20 protein-coding genes are annotated in these 20,655 nt (G+C 63.1%); 7 read left to right on the plus strand and 13 right to left on the minus strand.

The window, feature by feature from the left end; genetic code table 11:
- Positions 1-35 precede the first annotated feature (35 nt).
- The 4 genes from AB5Y81_RS09400 to rhlB all read right to left on the minus strand — a co-directional run bounded on the left by AB5Y81_RS09400 (position 36) and on the right by rhlB (position 4,308).
- On the minus strand, positions 36-305 hold the full coding sequence (locus AB5Y81_RS09400; protein ID WP_279485070.1) for a Rho-binding antiterminator: 270 nt from the start codon (positions 303-305) through the stop codon (positions 36-38).
- A 23-nt stretch (positions 306-328) separates the two neighbouring features.
- Positions 329-1,318, minus strand: a complete 990-nt coding sequence (locus AB5Y81_RS09405; RefSeq protein WP_279485069.1) for a DUF4382 domain-containing protein — start codon at positions 1,316-1,318, stop codon at positions 329-331.
- A 196-nt stretch (positions 1,319-1,514) separates the two neighbouring features.
- A complete protein-coding gene (gene gppA, locus AB5Y81_RS09410; RefSeq protein WP_010635565.1) occupies positions 1,515-3,005 on the minus strand; it encodes a guanosine-5'-triphosphate,3'-diphosphate diphosphatase in 1,491 nt (496 codons plus the stop codon).
- 13 nt (positions 3,006-3,018) lie between these two features.
- On the minus strand, positions 3,019-4,308 hold the full coding sequence (gene rhlB / locus AB5Y81_RS09415; RefSeq protein ID WP_005307299.1) for an ATP-dependent RNA helicase RhlB: 1,290 nt from the start codon (positions 4,306-4,308) through the stop codon (positions 3,019-3,021).
- Between the two features lie 113 nt (positions 4,309-4,421).
- Here rhlB and trxA point away from each other — a divergent pair, with 113 nt between their 5' ends.
- From trxA to fre, 5 genes are all read left to right on the plus strand, one after another.
- Positions 4,422-4,748, plus strand: a complete 327-nt coding sequence (gene trxA, locus AB5Y81_RS09420; RefSeq protein WP_005307306.1) for a thioredoxin TrxA — start codon at positions 4,422-4,424, stop codon at positions 4,746-4,748.
- A gap of 207 nt (positions 4,749-4,955) precedes the next feature.
- On the plus strand, positions 4,956-6,221 hold the full coding sequence (gene rho, locus AB5Y81_RS09425) for a transcription termination factor Rho (protein WP_005307308.1): 1,266 nt from the start codon (positions 4,956-4,958) through the stop codon (positions 6,219-6,221).
- 107 nt (positions 6,222-6,328) lie between these two features.
- On the plus strand, positions 6,329-7,348 hold the full coding sequence (locus tag AB5Y81_RS09430; RefSeq protein WP_279485068.1) for a hypothetical protein: 1,020 nt from the start codon (positions 6,329-6,331) through the stop codon (positions 7,346-7,348).
- Positions 7,349-7,378: 30 nt separating this feature from the next.
- The gene (gene ubiD / locus AB5Y81_RS09435; RefSeq protein ID WP_017788481.1) at positions 7,379-8,848 is read left to right on the plus strand and encodes a 4-hydroxy-3-polyprenylbenzoate decarboxylase; all 1,470 of its coding nucleotides are present in this window, start codon (positions 7,379-7,381) and stop codon (positions 8,846-8,848) included.
- Positions 8,849-9,016: 168 nt separating this feature from the next.
- The gene (fre, locus tag AB5Y81_RS09440; protein ID WP_005307313.1) at positions 9,017-9,715 is read left to right on the plus strand and encodes an NAD(P)H-flavin reductase; all 699 of its coding nucleotides are present in this window, start codon (positions 9,017-9,019) and stop codon (positions 9,713-9,715) included.
- A gap of 124 nt (positions 9,716-9,839) precedes the next feature.
- Here fre and AB5Y81_RS09445 read toward each other — a convergent pair whose 3' ends face one another.
- Positions 9,840-10,097, minus strand: a complete 258-nt coding sequence (locus tag AB5Y81_RS09445) for an accessory factor UbiK family protein (protein ID WP_139726397.1) — start codon at positions 10,095-10,097, stop codon at positions 9,840-9,842.
- Positions 10,098-10,398: 301 nt separating this feature from the next.
- Between AB5Y81_RS09445 and AB5Y81_RS09450 the strand changes: the two genes are divergently transcribed.
- A complete protein-coding gene (locus AB5Y81_RS09450) occupies positions 10,399-12,816 on the plus strand; it encodes a VolA/Pla-1 family phospholipase (protein ID WP_279485067.1) in 2,418 nt (805 codons plus the stop codon).
- A 117-nt stretch (positions 12,817-12,933) separates the two neighbouring features.
- On the opposite strand, the gene glpG is transcribed toward AB5Y81_RS09450, so the two are convergent.
- Positions 12,934-13,767 (minus strand): rhomboid family intramembrane serine protease GlpG, encoded by an 834-nt coding sequence (gene glpG / locus AB5Y81_RS09455; RefSeq protein ID WP_054543808.1) that lies wholly within the window; start codon positions 13,765-13,767, stop codon positions 12,934-12,936.
- Positions 13,764-14,087 (minus strand): thiosulfate sulfurtransferase GlpE, encoded by a 324-nt coding sequence (glpE, locus tag AB5Y81_RS09460; RefSeq protein ID WP_005307320.1) that lies wholly within the window; start codon positions 14,085-14,087, stop codon positions 13,764-13,766. The genes glpG and glpE overlap by 4 nt, the downstream gene beginning before the upstream one ends.
- A gap of 70 nt (positions 14,088-14,157) precedes the next feature.
- Here glpE and AB5Y81_RS09465 point away from each other — a divergent pair, with 70 nt between their 5' ends.
- Positions 14,158-14,844 (plus strand): LysE family translocator, encoded by a 687-nt coding sequence (locus AB5Y81_RS09465; RefSeq protein ID WP_017783272.1) that lies wholly within the window; start codon positions 14,158-14,160, stop codon positions 14,842-14,844.
- Here AB5Y81_RS09465 and AB5Y81_RS09470 read toward each other — a convergent pair.
- The 6 genes from AB5Y81_RS09470 to AB5Y81_RS09495 all read right to left on the minus strand — a co-directional run bounded on the left by AB5Y81_RS09470 (position 14,841) and on the right by AB5Y81_RS09495 (position 20,644).
- Positions 14,841-15,674, minus strand: a complete 834-nt coding sequence (locus AB5Y81_RS09470; RefSeq protein WP_279485065.1) for an AraC family transcriptional regulator — start codon at positions 15,672-15,674, stop codon at positions 14,841-14,843. The two genes, AB5Y81_RS09465 and AB5Y81_RS09470, sit on opposite strands and share 4 nt — an antisense overlap.
- Before the next feature lie 3 nt (positions 15,675-15,677).
- On the minus strand, positions 15,678-16,379 hold the full coding sequence (locus AB5Y81_RS09475; protein WP_005307325.1) for an ABC transporter ATP-binding protein: 702 nt from the start codon (positions 16,377-16,379) through the stop codon (positions 15,678-15,680).
- Between the two features lie 10 nt (positions 16,380-16,389).
- Positions 16,390-17,163: a high-affinity branched-chain amino acid ABC transporter ATP-binding protein LivG gene (gene livG, locus AB5Y81_RS09480; protein ID WP_017780580.1), complete on the minus strand. Its 774-nt coding sequence runs from the start codon at positions 17,161-17,163 to the stop codon at positions 16,390-16,392.
- A gap of 100 nt (positions 17,164-17,263) precedes the next feature.
- Positions 17,264-18,532: a high-affinity branched-chain amino acid ABC transporter permease LivM gene (locus tag AB5Y81_RS09485; protein ID WP_019841062.1), complete on the minus strand. Its 1,269-nt coding sequence runs from the start codon at positions 18,530-18,532 to the stop codon at positions 17,264-17,266.
- Positions 18,532-19,458: a high-affinity branched-chain amino acid ABC transporter permease LivH gene (gene livH, locus AB5Y81_RS09490; protein ID WP_005307331.1), complete on the minus strand. Its 927-nt coding sequence runs from the start codon at positions 19,456-19,458 to the stop codon at positions 18,532-18,534. The genes AB5Y81_RS09485 and livH overlap by 1 nt, the downstream gene beginning before the upstream one ends.
- Positions 19,459-19,522: 64 nt before the next feature.
- Entirely contained in the window at positions 19,523-20,644 is a 1,122-nt protein-coding gene (locus tag AB5Y81_RS09495) for a branched-chain amino acid ABC transporter substrate-binding protein (RefSeq protein WP_005307334.1), read from the minus strand.
- Positions 20,645-20,655 lie beyond the last annotated feature (11 nt).

A 20,655-nucleotide genomic window follows, 5' to 3' on the forward strand; every position in this document is an offset into this window, starting at 1 on the left:
GAGGGCCAACCCGATGGGGTTGGCCCTCTTGCCATCTATTGGCTGTGGGCTGGGTCTGGCGGGGTAAAGCGGATCAGTTTTTCCTCCCCCTGCCAGTTGAGCGTCATGGTCGCCAGCTCCGCCAGGCTGAGCCGTTCGCCACCGTGCAGCAGCAGGTACTCGACCCCTTCCCTGGCCTCTATGGTGCGGATCTTGTCCGCCCACTGGCGGCCATTCTTACAGGTGAGGGTGACCGGCAGCTGCCAGCTGGCGGCGATCTCCAGCCAGTCGTAGAGATCGCAACTGATGGGTTGGTATCTGCTCATGCGGTCGTCCCCCTTGTTGCCCGTTACTGGAAGTTGATGCTGGTGGTGGGTGCCACCACCGTCTGTGCCTTCTGCACCTGTTCCAGTTGCAGCGGGTCGCCAGCCAGCGCCGGATCATCCTCGTCGCCGTTGCAGACCAGCACCAGATCGTAGCTGCCGAGATTGACAAATCCCAGCTCGTAGCCAAAGCCGCCTCCGGTCTGCGGCAGCACGGGGGCGCTGGCGTAGAAGCCGTTGTCGCTGTCCGCCATGTCGGGATAGGCGTCGTCACCCACCGGGCGCAGCTCGTCATAGAAGTAGACGAAGGCCTTGTCGGTCAGCTGGCCACCGCACAGCCCGGCTGCCACCGTGCCCTTGACGGTGGCGACCTGAGTGTTGTTCACCAGCCGTACGCCTCTCGGTTTGAGCTTGTAGTACTGCTCGTGGCCGGGCAGCACCATGGACTGGCGCAGATCGAATTCGGTGGTGAAGGCACTGAGGCCGTTGGCGGCGATGGTGAAGGCATCCAGCTTGAGCTCGCTGCTGGGCACCTCCAGCGGCTTGATCACCCCATCATCCTGCTTGACGTAGGAGTAGGGGGTGCCGTCCAGAAACTGGTTGGCGACCTCCCGTCCGTCCAGCACCCGCAGTCGCATCTGGCTGTAGTCGCCGGGTACCACGCTCTGGCTGGCCAGCAGGGGGCGACTGGCGGATCCCTGATAACTCAGCAGATCGATGTAGGTAAACAGCGGCCTCCCTGCGCCGTCGAGCGGAATGGTCTCGCCGCTCGGGGTGCAACCATCGTCCTGGGTCGAGGTGAGGAAGCTGGCAGTGGTCCAGCTCTGCTCGGTGCCGGCGACGGGGTGGATGCTGATGTTGGAGACGGCGATGCAGACCTTGCTGACGGCATCTACCGGGGCGTCGGAGAAGGCCAGCGAGAGCTGGGCCTGTTGTGGCTGGCTGCTGTTGTCGCCGCCACCGCCGCCGCAGGCGGTGAGCAGGGCGGTCAGTCCGATCAGGGTCAAAGGTTTCATGGCGTCCATTCCGGTTGGTTGTGAAGACAACCCTACTCTAGTCGAACGTTGGTCATGAGGGGGGAGGCAGAGCCCAGACGCAAGGGCGGGATCTGCCCGTCAGCCCAATAAAATCAAGGGGCAGGCCTGAGTGGCGCCAGTGCTGGCTGCGAAAGAGATTGTCGGAACCTTGGGGCACTGATTGGGCTGGGCCCAATCAGGCTTCCAGCAGCCGGGTGGGCCAGCCCATCTTCTGCTGGCGCTCCACTTCGAGGCGCAGCTCGCTGGCGCGCAGGTAGTGCTCGTCCAGCCACCCCTTGGGCAGGGTCAGCGTCAGAGCCTCGTCATCCGCCTGCAGGGTAAAGATCGGCACTGTGCCCTGGGTGCGGCGCATGCAGAGGATCAGCGCGATACGCAGGATGCGGGCCAGCCGGATCGCCTGGCGAGCCGTGACGGCCCCCTGCTTCTCCAGCGGTTCCAGCTTGAATTCGTCCCGCTGGTTGAACAGCAGGGCCGACAGCAGCTTCTTTTGCGCGGGGGTGAAACCCGGCATGTCGATGTTGTCGATGATGTAGGCGGCGTGTTGCGGCGCCTTCTTGTACTCGATGCACAGACCGATCTCGTGCAGCAGGGCCGCATAGCGCAGGATCGGGCGACCGTAGCGCTTGGAGAGACGCCAGGCCGGCTGCAGCTGGGTGAACGCCTCGATGGCGGTGTCGCGTACCCGCTCGGCGTGCTCCTTGTCCAGCTGGTAGCGGCTGATCAGGCTGTCGGCGGTACGATCGCGGGCATCACAGTCGTGATTGTTGCCGAGCAGGCCATAGATCAGCCCCTCGCGCAGGGCGCCGCCCGCCAGTGTCATGCTCTCGATGCCGAGGGTTTCGAAGATGGCGATCAGGATGGCGAGGCCGGAGGGGAACACGGTCAGCCGCTCGGCCGCCAGCCCTTCCAGTTGCAGCTGGTCGAGCTTGCCGCAGGCGATGGCCTGACCCATCAGCTCCTGCAGCTTCGGCAGGGTGACCCGCTCGCTCTTGCCCTGCGCCAGCATGATCTCCTGCAGCGCCTGCACCGTGCCGGAGGCGCCGACACAGGTGCGCCAGCCGAGCACGCGGTAATCGTCCGCCACCTTCTCCAGCACCGTTTTGGCGGCGGCAATGGCCTGGTTGAAGCGCGCTTCACTCAGCTCGCCGTCACCGAAGTGGTTGTTGAGCCAGGTGACGCAGCCCATGTGCAGGCTGTTGAGCAGCTTGGCCTCGCTCTGTTCGCCGATCACCAGCTCGGTACTGGCACCGCCGATGTCGATCACCAGCCGGTTGCCTTCCCCCGCCGAGGTCCAGGAGACCCCTTCATAGATGGTCTTGGCCTCTTCCTCACCCGAGATGATCTCGATGTTGTGGTTGAGCACCCGTTCCGCTTCACGCAGAAACTCGTCGACGTTGGTAGCCAGGCGCAGGGTCGCGGTGCCGACTACCCGGATGTTGTCGGCCGGAATGTCCTGCAGCTGCTCGGAGAAGAGGCGCAGACAGTCCCAGCCCCGCTCCATGGCGGCACGGCTGAGACGAAAATCGGCATCCAGACCGGCGGCGAGGCGCACCTTGCGCTTGACCTTGGTGACGGTGCGCAAGGCACCGGCGACCTCGCGCACCACCAGCATGTGAAAGCTGTTGGAGCCGAGGTCGATGGCGGCATAGAGAGGCGAGTTGTGCAACTGGGCCTATCCTTCAGCTTTTGCGGGGAGGACGACGACGGTTGTTGCTGTTGCCACCGCCCTGGCGATCGCGCATGTTGCGGTTCACCGGCTGACGGTTGCGGAACACCCGTTTCGGCGCGGTCACGTCATCCAGCAGCGCCTCGCGGTCATACTTGCTGACCGGGATCGGGTGGTGGATGTACTCCTCGATGGCCGGCAGGTTGAAGGCATAGTCTTCACAGGCCAGGCTGATGGAGTGACCGCTCTTGCCGGCACGACCGGTACGACCGATGCGGTGTACGTAGTCCTCGGCGTCGTCGGGCAGGTCGTAGTTGAAGACGTGGGTCACGTCAGGGATGTGCAGACCACGGGCGGCCACGTCGGTGGCAACCAGGATGTCTACCGCACCCTTGGTGAAGTCCTCCAGGATCTTCATCCGCTTCTTCTGTGGCACGTCGCCGGTCAGCAGACCGACCCGGTGGCCGTCATTCTCCAGCCAGGCGTGAACGTCTTCACAGACGTGCTTGGTGTTGGCGAAGACGATGGCTTTCTCCGGCCACTCCTCTTCCATCAGGGAGAGCAGCAGCAACATCTTGTCTTCGTTGGAAGGGTAGAAGAGCTCTTCTTTGATTCGTACGCCGGTCATCTGCTCCGGCTCGACCTGCACATGTTCCGGGTGGTTCATGTGTTCGTAGGCCAGCTCCTGCACCCGCAGGGAGAGGGTGGCGGAGAACAGCATGCTCAGGCGCTCGGTGGCGGGCGGCATGCGGCGGAACAGGAAACGGATGTCCTTGATGAAGCCGAGATCGAACATGCGATCCGCTTCGTCCAGCACCACGACCTGGATGTTGCTCAGATCGATGACCTTGGACTTGAAGTAGTCGATGATGCGGCCTGTGGTGCCGATCAGGATGTCGACACCCTGCTCCAGCACGGCCAGCTGCTTGTCGTACCCTTCACCGCCGTAGGCGAGGCCGAGCTTGAGGCCGGTCGAGGCGGCCATGCTGTCGGCATCGTTGTAAATCTGTACTGCCAGTTCCCGGGTCGGGGCCATGATGATGGCGCGCGGCTGATTGATGAGGCGCGGCTTGGTCAGCGGGTGGGTCAGCAGATAGTTGAAGGTGGCAGCCAGGAAGGCGATGGTTTTGCCGGTACCCGTCTGGGCTTGGCCGGCGAGGTCATGGCCTTCTACCAGCAGCGGCAGAGAGAGTGCCTGGATGGGGGTGCAATAGTGAAATCCCTTTGATTCCAGACCAGCCAGAACTTCGGGTTCGAGGCCCATTTGGGCGAATTTGTCGGTCGTTAAGTGTGTTTTGCTCATGGCGGTAGGTTATCAGGTTAGGCTTGCAATAATAAACAGGATCATTTCAAATAGGGCAACTATTGCCTTTGTTGATACGTCAATAAAGCCTTAATTACTGACTGGAGTTGGAGATGAGTGACAAGATTGTTCAGCTGAGCGATGCCAGCTTCGAGGCAGATGTAATCAAAGCCGATGGCGCCGTTCTGGTCGACTTCTGGGCCGAATGGTGTGGTCCGTGCAAGATGATTGCCCCGATCCTGAACGAAGTCGCCCAAGAGTATGCCGGTCGTGTGACCGTGGCGAAATTGAACATCGACCATAACGCCGACACTCCGCCCAAATATGGCATTCGTGGTATTCCGACCCTCTTGCTGTTCAAGAATGGCGAAGTGGCAGCGACCAAGGTCGGTGCCCTGTCCAAGACTCAGCTGAAAGAGTTCCTGGACGGCAACCTGTAATAATCATCGAGGAGCGCATTGCAATAATGCGCTCCTTCTGTTTTATCACCTAGACGCTCACCCCGATTGGTGCTAATTTATCGCTCGTTTGCTAACCTTTTTGCCTGACTCTTTGCTCACACATCAGCCTGGCAAATCAAATCCGATCAGCATCAATCCAGCAGACTGTCTCCTCATTTCAATCCTTGCTTACAGACTTTCACCACTATGAATCTGACTGAATTAAAGAACACTCCTGTGTCCGAGCTGGTACAGCTTGGCGAATCCATGGGGTTGGAAAATCTGGCTCGGGCGCACAAGAAAGACATTATTTTCGCGATCCTCAAGGCGCACGCCAAGGGTGGCGAGGATATCTTCGGCGACGGTGTGCTGGAAATCCTGACCGATGGTTTCGGCTTCCTGCGTAGTGCAGACGGCTCCTACCTGGCCGGCCCGGACGACATCTACGTCTCCCCGAGCCAGATCCGCCGTTTCAACCTGCGCACCGGCGATACCATCTCCGGCAAGATCCGGCCGCCGAAAGAGGGCGAACGCTACTTCGCTCTGCTCAAGGTCAACGAGGTCAACTACGACCGTCCGGAAAACTCCCGCAACAAGATCCTGTTTGAAAACCTCACTCCGCTGCACGCCAACGAGCGTCTGCGCATGGAGCGTGGCAACGGTTCCACCGAAGACATCACCGCCCGCGTACTGGATCTGGCATCCCCGATCGGTAAAGGCCAGCGCGGCCTCATCGTCGCACCGCCCAAGGCCGGTAAGACCATGCTGCTGCAGAACATCGCCCAGAGCATCGCCTACAACCACCCGGATTGTGAACTGATCGTCCTGCTGATCGACGAACGTCCGGAAGAAGTGACCGAGATGCAGCGGATGGTGAAGGGCGAAGTGATCGCCTCCACCTTCGACGAGCCGGCTTCCCGTCACGTCCAGGTCGCCGAAATGGTGATCGAGAAGGCCAAGCGTCTGGTCGAGCACAAGAAGGACGTGGTGATCCTGCTGGACTCCATCACCCGTCTGGCCCGTGCCTACAACACCGTCATCCCGTCATCCGGCAAGGTACTGACCGGTGGTGTGGACGCCAACGCACTGCACCGTCCGAAGCGCTTCTTCGGTGCCGCGCGCAATGTAGAAGAGGGCGGCAGCCTGACCATCATCGCCACCGCGCTGATCGATACCGGCTCCAAGATGGACGAAGTCATCTACGAAGAGTTCAAGGGCACCGGCAACATGGAACTGCACCTCTCGCGCAAGATCGCCGAGAAGCGCGTCTACCCGGCCATCGACATCACCCGCTCCGGTACCCGCAAGGAAGAGCTGCTGACCACCGGTGACGAGCTGCAGAAGATGTGGATCCTGCGCAAGATTGTCCACCCGATGGGCGAGATCGACGGCATCGAGTTCCTCATCGACAAGCTGGCGATGACCAAGACCAACGACGAGTTCTTCGACGCCATGCGGCGCCAACAGAAGTAACCGACTCGAAAAATGATGAAACCGCGGCCCAGGTCGCGGTTTTTGTTTATCTATTTTGCGGTCGCCTGAGTAGTATGAAACCTCGATGTCACAAGGATAGGGACGTCATGAAGCATGTACTCCTGATAATGCTGAGCTGGCTGCTGGTGCCGCCGGCTTTGGCGGGCCAGACTCCGTCCGCCGGGACGGCTCCCCGCGTCGCGCTGGTGGCCGACGAGGGACTGCAGGGCCACCTCGACTACCTGACCGGCCGCTTGCAGCAGGGACAGTTTGCCGCCATCGATTCCCTGCTGGACTCCCTGGCCGTGGGGCAGCGGGAGTATCTGCTGTGCCAGCTGCTTGCCACCCTCGATGACCAGCTCAGGGCTGCCACTCCGCAACTGCTGGCCTGGGTGCGCGCCCAGTCGTTCAAGGCCCCCAGCTGGCTGGTGGAAAAAGAGGTGGACGGCTTTCTGGTGCAGCAACCCGCCTACGACTTTGCCGCCGCGGCGCGGCAGGTGCTGAGCCGCTGGCAACTGCAGGCCTGGCAGGACAACTACCGCCAGCTGCTGGAGGCGAACCGCTTCGAGTTCAAGCAGATTTACAACAGCCGCAATCCGGATCTGGCCCAGCAACAGCAGGCGCTGCTGAACGTACTCGCCGGGCAGCCTGTCGCCGTGCTGCAGCGCGAGGCACAAAAGCTGGCCGGCCTGAACATCTTCCTGCCCGACAACCGCTTGCTGCGGCTGCTGGCCGAGCGTACCGGCGACAGCGCCCTCTATCAGAAGCTGTGGCGTCAACCGGCGGATCACGACAGCGTGGCGGCCCTGGCCAGCGTGGGGCGCTTTCATCAGGGTCAGACGGCGAGCGATCTGCTGATCGCCGCCAGCCGCAACGCCTCCCTCAAACAGACCGCCCTGCACCAGCTCAGTCAGCTTTCGCCGCTGCCCGACACGGCCCAGCAGTTCCTGCTGGCTGAGCTGGGCAACCGCCAGTACAGCGGTCAGGTGGCCAGCCTGCTGTTGCAGGTGGACGAGCCGAGGCTGCTGGCCCAGCTTGCCGATCGGCTGACCCGGCAGGAAAAGCGTCATGCAAGTCCGATGGTGCAACCCGAACCGGGTACACCCGCCGGCTCCCCGGAGTTATAATGCGGCATCGCCTGCACACAGGGTACCTGCATGAAATACAAGGATTTGCGTGATTTCATCGCGCAGCTGGAACAAAGCGGACAGCTCAAGCGCATCACGCGCGAGATAGACCCCTATCTGGAGATGACCGAGATCAGCGACCGCACCCTGCGTGCGGGTGGGCCGGCCCTGCTGTTCGAAAATCCCAAGGGTTACACCATGCCGGTGCTGACCAACCTGTTCGGCACGCCGGACCGGGTCGCCATGGGCATGGGCCAGCCCAACGTGGCCGCCTTGCGCCAGGTGGGGACCTGGCTCTCCTACCTGAAGGAGCCTGAGCCACCCCGTGGCTTCAAGGAGCTGATGGAGAAGCTGCCGATCTTCAAGCAGGTGCTCAACATGCCGACCAAGCGTCTCTCGTCCGCCCCCTGTCAGCAGCGGGTGCTGGAGGGAGAGGCGGTCGATCTGGACCAGATCCCGATCCAGCACTGCTGGCCTGGCGACGTGGCGCCGCTGGTCACCTGGGGGCTCACCATCACCCGCGGCCCCTACAAGAAACGGCAGAACCTCGGCATCTATCGTCAGCAGAAGATCGGCAAGAACAAGCTGATCATGCGCTGGCTGGATCACCGCGGCGGCGCCATCGATTTTCGCGAGTGGCAGGAGGCCCATCCGGGTGAGCGCTTCCCGGTGGCGGTGGCGCTGGGCGCCGATCCGGCGACCATCCTCGGCGCGGTGACACCGGTGCCGGATACCCTCTCCGAATACGCCTTCGCCGGTTTGCTGCGCGGTAGCCGTACCGAGGTGGTGAAGGCCATCAGCTGCGATCTGGAGGTGCCCGCCAGCGCCGAGATCGTGCTGGAAGGCTATCTGGAGCCGGGCGAGCTGGCCCCCGAGGGGCCCTATGGCGATCACACCGGCTACTACAACGAGGTGGACGAGTTCCCGGTCTTCACCATCACCCACATGACGATGCGCAAGGATGCCATCTATCACAGCACCTACACCGGCCGTCCGCCCGATGAGCCGGCGGTGCTCGGGGTGGCGCTCAACGAGGTGTTCGTGCCGCTGTTGCAGAAGCAGTTCCCCGAGATCGTGGACTTCTACCTGCCGCCGGAGGGGTGCTCCTACCGGATGGCGGTGGTGACCATCAAGAAGCGTTACCCTGGCCACGCCAAGCGGGTGATGCTGGGGGTTTGGTCCTTCCTGCGCCAGTTCATGTACACCAAGTTCGTGATCGTCTGCGACGACGACATCAACGCCCGCGACTGGAAGGACGTGATCTGGGCCATCACCACCCGGATGGACCCGGCTCGCGACACGACCCTGATCGAGCACACCCCGATCGACTACCTGGACTTCGCCTCGCCGGTCTCTGGCCTTGGCTCCAAGATGGGGCTGGACGCCACCAACAAGTGGCCGGGAGAGACCAACCGCGAGTGGGGCCAGCCCATCGTCCAGGACGAGGCGGTGAAGCAGAAGATCGATGCCCTCTGGGACGAGCTGAACATTCTCGGTTGATGAGCGGCGGCCGGCCAGACGGGCCGTGCCGCCTGGCCGGGATGCAAAAGATTGATGCCATTTGAGCTGAATTGGGTATGCTCGACTGACCTGACCACTTTGCTGGTCGCCAGTCCACAGTGAATCAAGAGCGAAAGCGGGCCGAACGAGCCCGTCACAAGGATAAGAATGCAACGTATCAAGTGCCGCGTAGAGGAACTGCGCGAATATGTCGACACCATCTGGCACGTGGCCCTGACGCCGCTGCAAGAGGTCAGCTTCAAGCCGGGCCAGTATCTGCTGGTGGTGATGAGTGATTCGGACAAGCGTCCCTTCTCCATCGCCAACTCGCCGACCCGCCCTGGCGTGCTGGAGCTGCAGATCGGCGCCACCCCGGAGAACGCCTATGCCGGCCAGGTGCTGGCCCGCATGCGCGAGCAGGGGGAGATCGAGATTGAGCTGGCGGCGGGCAAGGCCTTCCTGCGGGAAGAGTCACCCCGGCCGCTGATCCTGATGGCAGGCGGCACCGGTTTCTCCTACGCCCGCGCCATTCTGGAATACCTGATCGACAGCGGCAGCAAGCGCCCGGTGTTCTTCTACTGGGGCGTGCGCCAGGCGCACTGGCTCTACGAGCAGGAGCAGATGCAGCAGTGGGAGCGCGACTACGCCCCGCTTACCTACATCCCTGTGGTGCAGGAGCCGGAGAGCGACTGGGCCGGCAAGACCGGGCTGGTGCACAAGGCCATCATGGATGACTTCGTCAGCCTGCATGACTACGACATCTATGTGGCTGGCCGCTTCGAGATGGCGGGTGCGGCGCGGGAAGAGTTCAAGATCCTGGGTGCCGAGCCGGAGCGCATCTTCGGCGACGCCTACGAGTTCATCTGAGTTCGGCATGAGGCCGGTCACGTAACCGGGAAGGCTTCGCTGCATTTGCCGCCGCAACTTGCTTTGCGGCAGGCCAGAAACAACAAACCCCAGCCTTGCTGGGGTTTGCTTTATGGGGGCGGTGTTATTCGCCCTTGGCGCCGAGCTGCTGCTCGAGCTGGGCCAGCTTGGCCTCGAGGGTGGTCAGCTTCTCGCGGGTGCGCAGCAGCACCTTGGTCTGCACGTCAAACTCTTCGCGACTGACCAGATCCAGCTTGCCGAGCTGGGACTGCAGCACCTGACGGATCTTCTTCTCCACCTCTTCACCCATGCTGCGAATGCCGGGCGGCAGGGAGTTGTGCACCTGTTTGGCGATCTCTTCCAGTTTCTTCGGGTCGATCATGTGGTTCTCCTTAAGCAATGCGCCATTCTACCGGCAATTGATCCGCTTTGCCGAGATCGGGGGTCGCTTTTTGCCATCTGGCGTACAAGTGACCGCTGGTCGGGTCTGGTATCCGGGATGAAGCTGTTAACCTATCGAGTCCCGTTTCTATTCCAATTCCTTGATGCTGTACACAAAAAAAGCAGATCAGATGACCGACCAGCTACTTAATAATTGTTGCGTTGCTGTTAAGATGTACCGGTCGGGTTTTTACCCAACGCCGTCAGCATTTCATGGATAACAACTAAAAAGAGATAAGGATATGAAAAAGAAGCTAATTTATGCCGCAGTCGTCAGTGCTATGCTGGCCGGCTGTGGTGGCAGTGACGATAACAAAGGCGACACCTCCAGCTATCTCGACTATCTGTTGACCGGTTCCAACGCAGTGCGCCCCAGTGCCCTGGCGGCCCGGGCCAGCGATGGCACCCTGAAATTCTCCACCGAAACGGCGGATCTCTCCAACCCGGTGTCGGCCATGTCGACCCTGGATGGCTGGTCCACGACCCAGGCCATCCAGATCGTGCCCGTCACCTCGTCCGGCATCACTGTCCAGGCACCGGCTGCTGCCGAGTTTGCCGCCTCGGTGGCCCCGCTCTACCTGCTGGAGCTGAGTTTTGACAGCACAGCCCTGCGCCCGAGCGGCGTGAAGAAGGTGCTGACCTACGGGACGGACTTCGTGGTGGCCGCCTCGGCCGGCAAGTTGAACCTGGTACCGCTCAAGCCGCTGAACCCCTCCTCCTACTACATGATCGTGGCCACTGACTCCCTCAAGGACAGCAACGGCAACGCGGTCAAGGCCGGCAGCGACTACGGCAACTACAAGAACAACGTCGGCAGCAATGCCCAGGAGCAGACCATCAACGGCCTGATCGCCCTGCAGGAGGGCCTGTTCAAGGCCGCCACCGGCGTCTCCACCGATCACGTCATCTTCTCCGACTGGTTCGGTACCCAGTCCGGTGCCGACGTGCTGGTGGCGGTGAAAGGGGCTGCGGCATCCGTGCTGAAGAGCCCGACCCTGGACGCGGCCGCCCTGTGGAAGCAGGATGCCAAGGGCAACACCAGCCTGCCGGGTACCTATACCCTGGCCGTGACTGGCAGCAACCCCTTCCTGACCCAGCTGGACGCCGAGGCGTTCCTGCCGCAGGAGCAGAAAGATGCGCTGGCCACCGCCTTCGGCCCTGGCGCCCCGCTCAACGGGCTGGCCCAGTTGACCACTGTCTATACCGGTACCGTCAAGCTGCCTTACTTCCTCTCCTCGCCGGCCACCGCCGGCTCCTGGGACAAGGCCAAGACCCAGTCCTGGCACGGCGCCATCCCCAGCCTGTACGCCATCGCCAATGCCCTGAAAGCGTCCGACAGCGAAGTGATCGCCGGGCTGGTGGGCGCGGGCGTGGATCCGGCCCTGCTGGCGACGCTGATTGCCGATCCGACCCGCCAGAGCGAGCTGCTGGCCGAGGCGAGCAAGCTGATCGGGGTGACCCTCACCTCCGGCGGCAAGCCGCTGGATGCCGAGCAGAACATCGGCCGCTTCAACCCGCTGCCCATGCTGGAAGAGGTGCAGTCGGTGCCGATGCGCGTCTTCGCCAAGGATGCCCTCAACACCATCACCGACGTGATCATCTATCAGCACGGCGTCACCTCGGTGAAAGAGAACGCCTATGCGCTGGCGCTGGGCCAGATCTATGCCGGCATGCAGGCAGGCAAGAAGGTGGCGCTGGTGGTGATCGATCACCCGCTGCACGGTGAGCGCGGCTTCGCCCTGAGCGGCAGCATGGATACCGTGACCACCTCCGACAATCCGACTCCCTACCTGAACCTGAGCTACCTGACCGTGGCCCGAGACAACCTGAAACAGAGCGTGGCGGATCTGCTGGGCCTGCGTCTGGCGGTCGGTCTGGCCAATGGCAAGGGCGTTATCGGCAGCGCCGGCAGCCTCAAGGTGCACTTCCTGGGCCACTCCCTGGGCGCCATCTCCGGCACCAACCTGCTGGCGGTCGCCAACCAGTCCATCGGCAATGCCCAGGCGGATGCCCTGTTCAAGTTCGATACCGGTGGCCTGGCCATGCCGGGTGGCGGCATAGCGCCGCTGTTGCTGAACTCGCCGACCTTCGGTCCGACCATCAAGATGGGCGTGCTGACCAGCGGCAGTGCCGAGCTGAAAGCGGGCTTCACCGCCTACGCCCCCAGCTGCAAGACTGCGGTGCCGACCTGCTTCGTCAACGAGTTCCTGCCGAGCCTGAGCGCCACCCAGCAGGCCGCTGCGGCCAGCACGCTGCAGAACTACAGCTTCGCGGCCCAGTCGGTGCTGGATTCGGCTGACCCGATCAACCTCGGCAGCGGCATCAAGAGCGACTTCCCGCTGTTCGCCACCGAGATCGTCGGCGATGGCGCGCTGAGCCTGTCGGATCAGGTGATCCCGAACAGCATCGCCTCCGCCCCGCTGGGCGGCACCGAGCCGCTGTTCAAGGTGCTGGCGCTGCAGCCGCTGACCGCCACCGGTGCGGCCAGCCACAATGCGGCCCGCTTCCTGGCTGGTGGCCACAGCTCGCTGCTGGCACCGGACGAGAACTTCGATCCGAACGGCGACGTGACCACCGAGATGCAGTCCGAGTTCGCCAGCTTCTTCATGAGCGGCGGCACTGCGGTCAAGGTGACCAACGGCAGCCTGCTCAAGCAGTAAGCCAGTCGGCCAATAAAAACGCCGCCCCGAGGGGCGGCGTTTTTTTTCGTGTATAGCACTCGTCGCCGGGTGGGCCAGATCAGCAGACGTGTTGGCTGCCGAGCCGATCGCAGCAACTCAGGCGGGCTGGTGGTGTCTGTCCAGCCAGCCCTGCAGCAGGCCGACCAGCAGGCCGGCCAGGTGGGCCATGTTGGCGGTACGGGTGCCGAGCAGATCGAAGAAACCGAGTGCCAGCCAGAACAGCATGAAGCCCATCAGTGCTGGCGGCAGGGTGAGGCCGCAGGCCGGCTGCAACTTGCTGCGCAGCCAGCAGTAGCCGAGCAGGGCATAGACCACCCCGGAGAGGCCGCCAAACAGCGGGCCGCTGGCGAAAAACTCGGCCAGGTTGGGCAGGGCGGTGCCTACCAGCAGCAGGATCAGCAGCTTGCCGCTGCCGAGTCGCTGTTCGATCTGACCCCCCAGATACCACCACCACAGCAGGTTGAACACCAGGTGCAGCACCGAGAAGTGGATGAAGGCCGGGGTGAAGTAGCGCCACGCCTGCCAGTCGGTGAACTGGGCCAGGGTCGGGTGAAAGGCCAGCTCGTCGAAGATCGGCAGGCCGATGGCGTCGAGTCCGTAGATGGCCAGACAGGCGATGATCACCACCAGGGTCAGCGGCCCCGCCTGATGGAGGAAGTCGGTGACCGGGTCGCTCATCCCCTTGCTGTAGTCGATGCGGGCATCGGCTCGGCCGGACTGCCAGGAGGCCTCCATGTAGCGGGGGTGGCTCGGCTCGGCCAAGAAGCGCTTAACCTCCTGCTGGGCCTGGGCGAGGCGCTGCTCGTCCGCCAGCCAGATGGTGACCCCCAACTCCGACTGGGTCAGCTCGCACGAGATGCCGAGGGTGGAGAGGTAGTCCACCAGTGCCTGGGCCATGCGGGCGTTGTCGAGCACCAGCAGCTGGATCATGCGTCGCCCGCCTGGATCGGGAACTCCCTGCGCCACGCCTCGAAGCCGCCGTCCAGGCTGTAGACCTCATCGTACCCCTGTTGCAGCAGGTACTGGGCGGCGCCCTGGCTGCTGTTGCCGTGGTAGCACATCACGATCACCGGGGTGTCGAAGTCCACCTCGTTCATGAAACGCACCAGGGTGCCGTTGGTGAGGTGGAAGGCGCCGACCGCGTGGGCTGTCTCGAACGACTGGGGGTCGCGAATATCCACCAGGCGGGCTTCACCGGCGCTGAGCTTCTGGTGGGCATCATGGGCACTGATATGGGCAAACTGGTCCATTAACATGTCCTGCGAATAGGTGATTGAGGGCCAGTTTACCGCAAGCGGGGGCCGGCGCTAAGCCCGCAATGTGTCCGGTTATTGCCGGGGCCGATCGCAATTTCCTTCAATACCCGGGGCGGGGTGCCGGCTAGGCTGGGGGCTCCTTTTACCGATACGAGCGTTATTCATGGAGACGAGTCTGCTGTTATCCATGGCCGGGTTTGCCTTGGCCATGTCCATCACCCCGGGACCGGTCAACCTGGTCGCCCTCGGCAGCGGTGCCAGGCACGGCTTTGCGGCCAGCCTGCGCCACGTGGTCGGGGCCACCTTGGGGTTTATCCTGCTGTTGTTGCTGATGGGATTGGGGCTGGGCGCCACCCTGCTGCAATGGCCGGCGGCGGCCGAGCTGCTGCGCTGGGGCGGGGTGGTCTTTCTCGGCTGGATGGCCTGGCAATTGCTGGTGGACAGCGGCCGGGTGGAAGGGGTCGACGGGGTGGCGCCCTCCTTCTGGTACGGGGCGCTGATGCAGTGGCTCAATCCCAAGGCCTGGCTCGCCGCCAGCATGGGGATGGGGGCCTATGGCAGTGCGGGCGGGGTGGGGCAGGTGGCCCTGTTCAGCGGCCTCTACCTGGTCATCTGTCTGTGCTCCATCGCTTGCTGGGCCTATGCCGGCAGTCGCCTGCAGGGGTTGCTGCTGGTACCGCAGCGGCTGCGCTGGTTCAACCGGGCGATGGCGCTGTTGTTGCTGCTCTGCGCCGCCTATCTGGTGCGCTAGCCCGGCCGGGTCAGCTGCTTGCGGTAGTGGCCAGGGGTGGCGGCCACCCGCCGTTTGAACTGGCGCTGGAAGTGGGCCTGATCGGCAAAACCGCTGGCCAGCGCCACCTCTGCCAGCGGCTCTCCCCGCCTGAGCAGGGTGCGGGCGTGGCGGATGCGCTGATCGAGCAGGTAGGCGTGGGGCGTCATGCCGTAGTGGCGGCTGAAGCTGCGCACGAAGTGGGAGGGGGTGAGCCCGGCCACCGCGCTCAATTGCGCGAGGGTGAGGGCGCTGCTGCAGGCGTCCTGCATCAGCTCGGCGGCCCGCTGCAGGTGCTGCGGCGGCCGATCGTCCCAGCTGGCCGGGGTGAGTCTGGCCAGCAGCTGACGGCTGAACTGGTGGCAGGCCACCTCGCGCGCCAGCGGCTCCGGCTCCTGCCACAGCTGCCGATGGAGCCGGCACAGCCCCTGATAGAGCAGAGGATCCCGGCTGGCGGTCATGTCGAAGGGGCGAAATTCACGGCCCAGCCCTGCCTCCTCCTGCTGGCGCTGCAGCCAGCCGGTGTCGAGGTAGAACATCAGATAGGACCAGGGTTCATCGGCTACCGGGTTGCAGGCGTGCACCTCTTCCGGGTTCATCAGCACCAGGTGGCCGCGGCCGACCTCCTGCCGGCTGCGCTGGTTGAGATAGTGGCTGTGGCCGCCGGTGATGGCGCCGATGGAGAAGTGGGGATGGCTGTGCTTGTCGTAGCAGACGCGGCGGCCATCCTGCACCGCCCGCGCCTCGATGAAGGGCAGGGCCGGATCGTGCCAGAAGCTGTGGTGATCCGGCGTCGTGTCGGCCCTGCTCATGGGTCAGCCGCCGAGATAGGCCTGGCGGACGGCCGGGTTGGCCAAGAGAGCGGCCCCCGTGTCCTGCAGCACCACGTGGCCGTTCTCCAGCACATAGCCGCGATCGGCCAGCTTGAGCGCCTGGTTGGCGTTCTGCTCCACCAGGAAGATGGTCATGCCGTCGCGGCGCAGCTGCTCTATGGTGTCGAAGATCTGCTGGATGACGATGGGGGCCAGCCCCAGCGAGGGTTCATCCAGCAGCAGCAGGCGCGGCTTGCTCATCAGGGCGCGGCCGATGGCCAGCATCTGCTGCTCGCCGCCAGACATGGTGCCGGCCCGCTGCTCCAGTCGCTCGTGCAGGCGGGGGAACAGGGTGAAAATCTGATCCAGCAGGCCGCGCTGCTCGGCCTTGTCGACGAAGAAGGCCCCCATCAGCAGGTTCTCCTCCACCGTCAGGCGAGCAAATATGCGGCGCCCTTCCGGCACCACGGCGATGTCCTTGCGCATGATGCGGGCGGTGGAAAGTGAGTCTATCTGCTCCCCCTCGAACCAGATGGAGCCGCTGCTCGGCTTGGGCTCGCCGCACAGGGTCATCAGCAGGGTGGTCTTGCCGGCACCGTTGGCGCCGATCAGGGTGACGATTTCCCCCTCTTTCACCTCGACGCTGACGTCGTGCAGCGCCTGGATCTTGCCGTAGTGGGTCGATACGTTGCGAAGTTCTAACATCTTGTTTTCCTTACGACTCGCCCAGATAGGCCTTGATCACTGCCGGATTGCTGCGGATTTCATCCGGCTTGCCGTGGGCCAGCGGGGTACCCTGGTTGACCACGAAGATGCGGTTGGAGATCTCCATCACCAGCTTCATGTCGTGCTCGATCAGCAGCACCGAGACCCCGAACTCGTCCCGCAGGTTGGAGATGAGCTCGTTCAGCTCGTCGGTCTCGTGGGGGTTGAGGCCGGCGGCCGGCTCGTCCAGCATCAGCAGCTCGGGTCGGGTCGCCATGCAGCGGGCTATCTCGAGCCGGCGCTGCTGACCATAGGCCAGGTTGCCGGCGGCGCGGTTGGCGAGATCCTTGAGCCCCACCTTCTCCAACCAGAAGGCGGACTGCTCCAGCCCCTCCCGCTCGGCGCGGCGAAAGGCCGGGGTCTTGAACAGCCCGGCCAGAAAACCGGTGTTGAGGTGCCTGTGCTGGGCCACCAGCAGGTTTTCCACCGCCGTCATGTCCTTGAACAGCCGCACGTGCTGAAAGGTGCGCACGATTCCCTTGCGGGCGATGAGGTGGCCGGGCAGCCCCTGAATCTCCTCGCCCTTGTAGCGAATGATGCCGCCGCTCGGGCGGTAGAAGCCGGTCAGGCAGTTGAAGATGGTGGTCTTGCCGGCCCCGTTGGGACCTATGATGGAGATCACCTCCCCCTTTTCCACATCCAGCTTGACCCCGTTGACTGCCAGCAGGCCGCCAAAACGCATCGACAAATCAGAGACTTCCATTAACTTCTGATGAGTTCTCATTTTTTCAGCTCCCAGTCCAGGGTGGAGCAAGTCACCGTCAGCAATCCAGCCAGATAGCGCATCGACAGCTCAGAGACGTCCAACAACTTCTGATGCGTACTCATTTCTTCAACTCCAGATGCGGGCGGGTCATCGGCAGCAAGCCCTGTGGCCGCCAGATCATCATGAACACCATCAAGAGGCCGAACATCAGCATGCGGTACTCGTTGAATTCACGGGCCAGTTCCGGCAATACCGTCATCACGATGGCGGCCAGCACCACCCCGATCTGGGAGCCCATGCCACCCAGCACCACAATCGCCAGCACGATGGCCGACTCGATGAAGACGAAGGACTCCGGGCTGATAAAGCCCTGGCGCGAGGCGAAGAAGCTGCCGGCAAAACCCGCGAAGCAGGCGCCTATGGTGAAGGCGGTCAGCTTGATGATGGTGGGGTTGAGCCCCAGCGACTTGCAGGCGATCTCGTCTTCCCGCAGCGCCTCCCAGGCGCGGCCGAGCGGCATGCGCAGCAGGCGGTTGATGACGAACAGGGTCGCCACCACCAGCACCAGCGCCATCAGGTAGAGGAAGATCACCTTGTGGTTGGCGTTGTAGGCGATGCCGAAGAATTCGTGGAAGGTCTCGAAGCCGCCGTCCTTCACGGTGCGGTTGAACTCCAGCCCCCCCAGGGTCGGTTTGGGAATGCCGGAGATGCCGTTCGGGCCGCCGGTCAGGCTGGTCATGTTGTTGAGCAGGATGCGGATGATCTCGCCAAAGCCCAGGGTGACGATGGCCAGGTAATCCCCCCGCAGCCGCAGCACCGGGAAGCCGAGCAGGAAGCCGAAGGTGGCCGCCATCAGGCCGGCGATGGGCAGGCACTCCCAGAAACTGAGGCCGAAGTAGCTGTTGAGCAGGGCATAGCTGTAAGCGCCGACCGCGTAGAAGCCGACGTAGCCGAGATCGAGCAGACCGGCGAGGCCCACCACCACGTTCAGACCCAGCCCCAGCATGATGTAAATCAGGGTGAGGGTGGCCAGATCGATGGCGCCGCGGGAGGCCATGAAGGGCCAGCTCACCGCAAACAGCAGCACCAGCACGGCGGTCAGGTTATAGAGCTTGGGCGCCTCTTCGGGGCTTGGCAGCACCAGCTTGGTGAAGCCGACCGAGAAGCCGCTGATGGAGGCCTGGAACAGGCGGCTTATCTGGCCGCGCAGCATCTGGAACCAGAACACCAAGGTGGCGCCGCCCAGCAACCAGGCCAGCGACACGTCGAGCCGGCTCACCACCAGCAGGCGGGTGCCGTCGGTCTCCAGCTTGAAGCCGAGCAGCCAGAAGGAGAGCACCAGCAGTACCAGGCTGGCGATGCAGGCATGAATGAATTGGCGTTTCATCATACTTTCTCCACTTCCGGGCGGCCCAGGATGCCAGTGGGCATAAAGAGCAGTACGAAGATGAGCAGGGCGAACGCCATCACATCCTTGTACTCGGTGCTGAGGTAGCCGGCGGTGAGCGCCTCCACCACACCGAGCAGCAGGCCGCCCAGCACGGCGCCGGGAATGCTGCCGATGCCGCCAAGCACCGCCGCCGTAAAGGCCTTCAAGCCGGCCATAAAGCCCAAGTAGGGATTGATGACACCGTAATACATGCCGAGCAGCACGCCGGCGACGGCGGCCAGGGTAGCCCCCAGCACGAAGGTGATGGAGATGACCACGTGGGTGTCGATCCCCAACAGGTTGGCCATCTTGATGTCTTCCGAACAGGCGCGACAGGCGCGGCCCATGCGGGAGCGGCCGATGAACTGGGTCAGCGCCAGCATGGTGATGAAGGTCACCACGAAGATGATGAGCTGCATCCAGGAGAGGCTGGCCTGGAAGCCGTCGGCCTCACCCAGGGTCCAGCCGCCGGAGATCAGGGTGGGCATGGCGATGTCGCGCGAGCCCTGGGCCATCCGCATCATGTTCTGCAGGAAGATCGACATGCCGATGGCGGAGATGAGGGGGATCAGCCGGTTGCCGCCCCGCAGCGGGCGATAGGCGACCCGCTCTATGGTCCAGCCATAGCTGCCGGTGATGATGATGCTGACCAGGAAGGCGCCCCCCAGCAGCAGAAAGGTGCTGTCGATGCCCATCATCATGAGCCCCGCCATCACCATGAAAGCGACATAGGAGCCGATCATGTAGACCTCGCCGTGGGCGAAGTTGATCATGCCGATGATGCCATAGACCATGGTGTAGCCGATGGCGATCAACGCATAGGTGCTGCCTATGGTTAACCCGTTCAGCAACTGCTGAACCAGATAAAGGAAGTGTTCGGACATACTGCGTTCCCTGTACTTGCCCGCAAAGAAAGGAGGGGTGACTCACGTCACCCCGACCGGCAGATTACTTGAGTTGGGTAGAGGTACCGTCGGCGTGCCACTGGAACACACCGAATTCAAACCCTTTCAGGTCGCCGTTGGGAGCCCAGCTGAGGGGGCCCATCACGGTATCGACCGGCGCGGCCTTGATGGCAGCGGCAACGGCAGCCGGGTCATCCTCACCCGCCTTGGCGATACCGGCAGCCAGGGTTTGCACCGCGGCATAGGTGGTCCACACGAACGGACCGGAAGAGTCCTGACCCTTGGCCTTGAACGCGGCAACCAGCGGGGCGTTGGCCGGCACCAGGTCGTACTTGTTCGGCAGGGTGACCAGCAGGCCTTCGGAAGCCGGGCCGCCGATGGCGGAGATGTCCTTGTTACCCACCCCTTCCGGACCCATGAACTTGGCCTTGAGGCCCTTCTCGCCGGCCTGACGCAGGATCAGACCCAGCTCAGGGTGGTAGCCGCCGTAGTAGACGAAATCGACGTTCTCTTTTTGCAGCTTGGCGATCAGGGCGGAGAAGTCCTTGTCACCGGCGGTGATGCCTTCAAACGCCACCACCTTGACGCCGGCCTTGTCCAGCGCCGCTTTCACGCTGGAGGCGATGCCTTCACCGTACTGTTTCTTGTCGTGGATGACGGCCACGCGCTGGGGTTTGACCTGTTCGATGATGTATTTGGCGGCAGTTGGGCCCTGGTCGCTGTCCAGGCCGATGGTACGCAGCACCAGCTGGTAGCCACGCTCGGTGATCTTGGGGTTGGTGGAGGCCGGGGTGACCATCAGCACGCCTTCATCTTCATAGATATCGGAGGCGGGCAGGGTGTTGTCGGAGCAGAGGTGGCCGACCACGAACTTGACGCCGTCGTTGATCACCTTGTTGGCGACCGCCACGGCCTGTTTCGGGTCACAGGCATCGTCATAGATGACGGCTTCGATCTGCTTGCCCTTGATGCCGCCGGCCTTGTTGATCTGCTCGACCGCCATCTTGCCGCCGGTGAACTGCATGTCGCCGTACTGGGCGACCGGGCCAGTGACCGGACCGGCGATGCCGATCTTGATGGTATCCGCCGCGTGGACCAGTGAGACCGATCCGAACAGGGCCATAGAAACCGCTGCCCTGACTGCCATTTTGCTCAACTTATTCATCGATTCGTCCC

The sequence above is a fragment of the Aeromonas sp. s2 genome, from assembly GCF_040907935.1.
GTDB lineage: Bacteria > Pseudomonadota > Gammaproteobacteria > Enterobacterales > Aeromonadaceae > Aeromonas > Aeromonas dhakensis.

Coding starts and splice junctions, on each gene's coding strand:
- AB5Y81_RS09400 (WP_279485070.1), bottom strand. CDS start 305: ATGAGCAGATACCAACCCATCAGTTGCGATCTCTACGACTGGCTGGAG.
- AB5Y81_RS09405 (WP_279485069.1), bottom strand. CDS start 1,318: ATGAAACCTTTGACCCTGATCGGACTGACCGCCCTGCTCACCGCCTGC.
- rhlB (WP_005307299.1), bottom strand. CDS start 4,308: ATGAGCAAAACACACTTAACGACCGACAAATTCGCCCAAATGGGCCTC.
- trxA (WP_005307306.1), top strand. CDS start 4,422: ATGAGTGACAAGATTGTTCAGCTGAGCGATGCCAGCTTCGAGGCAGAT.
- rho (WP_005307308.1), top strand. CDS start 4,956: ATGAATCTGACTGAATTAAAGAACACTCCTGTGTCCGAGCTGGTACAG.
- AB5Y81_RS09430 (WP_279485068.1), top strand. CDS start 6,329: ATGAAGCATGTACTCCTGATAATGCTGAGCTGGCTGCTGGTGCCGCCG.
- ubiD (WP_017788481.1), top strand. CDS start 7,379: ATGAAATACAAGGATTTGCGTGATTTCATCGCGCAGCTGGAACAAAGC.
- fre (WP_005307313.1), top strand. CDS start 9,017: ATGCAACGTATCAAGTGCCGCGTAGAGGAACTGCGCGAATATGTCGAC.
- AB5Y81_RS09445 (WP_139726397.1), bottom strand. CDS start 10,097: ATGATCGACCCGAAGAAACTGGAAGAGATCGCCAAACAGGTGCACAAC.
- AB5Y81_RS09450 (WP_279485067.1), top strand. CDS start 10,399: ATGAAAAAGAAGCTAATTTATGCCGCAGTCGTCAGTGCTATGCTGGCC.
- glpG (WP_054543808.1), bottom strand. CDS start 13,767: ATGATCCAGCTGCTGGTGCTCGACAACGCCCGCATGGCCCAGGCACTG.
- glpE (WP_005307320.1), bottom strand. CDS start 14,087: ATGGACCAGTTTGCCCATATCAGTGCCCATGATGCCCACCAGAAGCTC.
- AB5Y81_RS09470 (WP_279485065.1), bottom strand. CDS start 15,674: ATGAGCAGGGCCGACACGACGCCGGATCACCACAGCTTCTGGCACGAT.
- AB5Y81_RS09475 (WP_005307325.1), bottom strand. CDS start 16,379: ATGTTAGAACTTCGCAACGTATCGACCCACTACGGCAAGATCCAGGCG.
- livG (WP_017780580.1), bottom strand. CDS start 17,163: ATGAGAACTCATCAGAAGTTAATGGAAGTCTCTGATTTGTCGATGCGT.
- AB5Y81_RS09485 (WP_019841062.1), bottom strand. CDS start 18,532: ATGAAACGCCAATTCATTCATGCCTGCATCGCCAGCCTGGTACTGCTG.
- livH (WP_005307331.1), bottom strand. CDS start 19,458: ATGTCCGAACACTTCCTTTATCTGGTTCAGCAGTTGCTGAACGGGTTA.
- AB5Y81_RS09495 (WP_005307334.1), bottom strand. CDS start 20,644: ATGAATAAGTTGAGCAAAATGGCAGTCAGGGCAGCGGTTTCTATGGCC.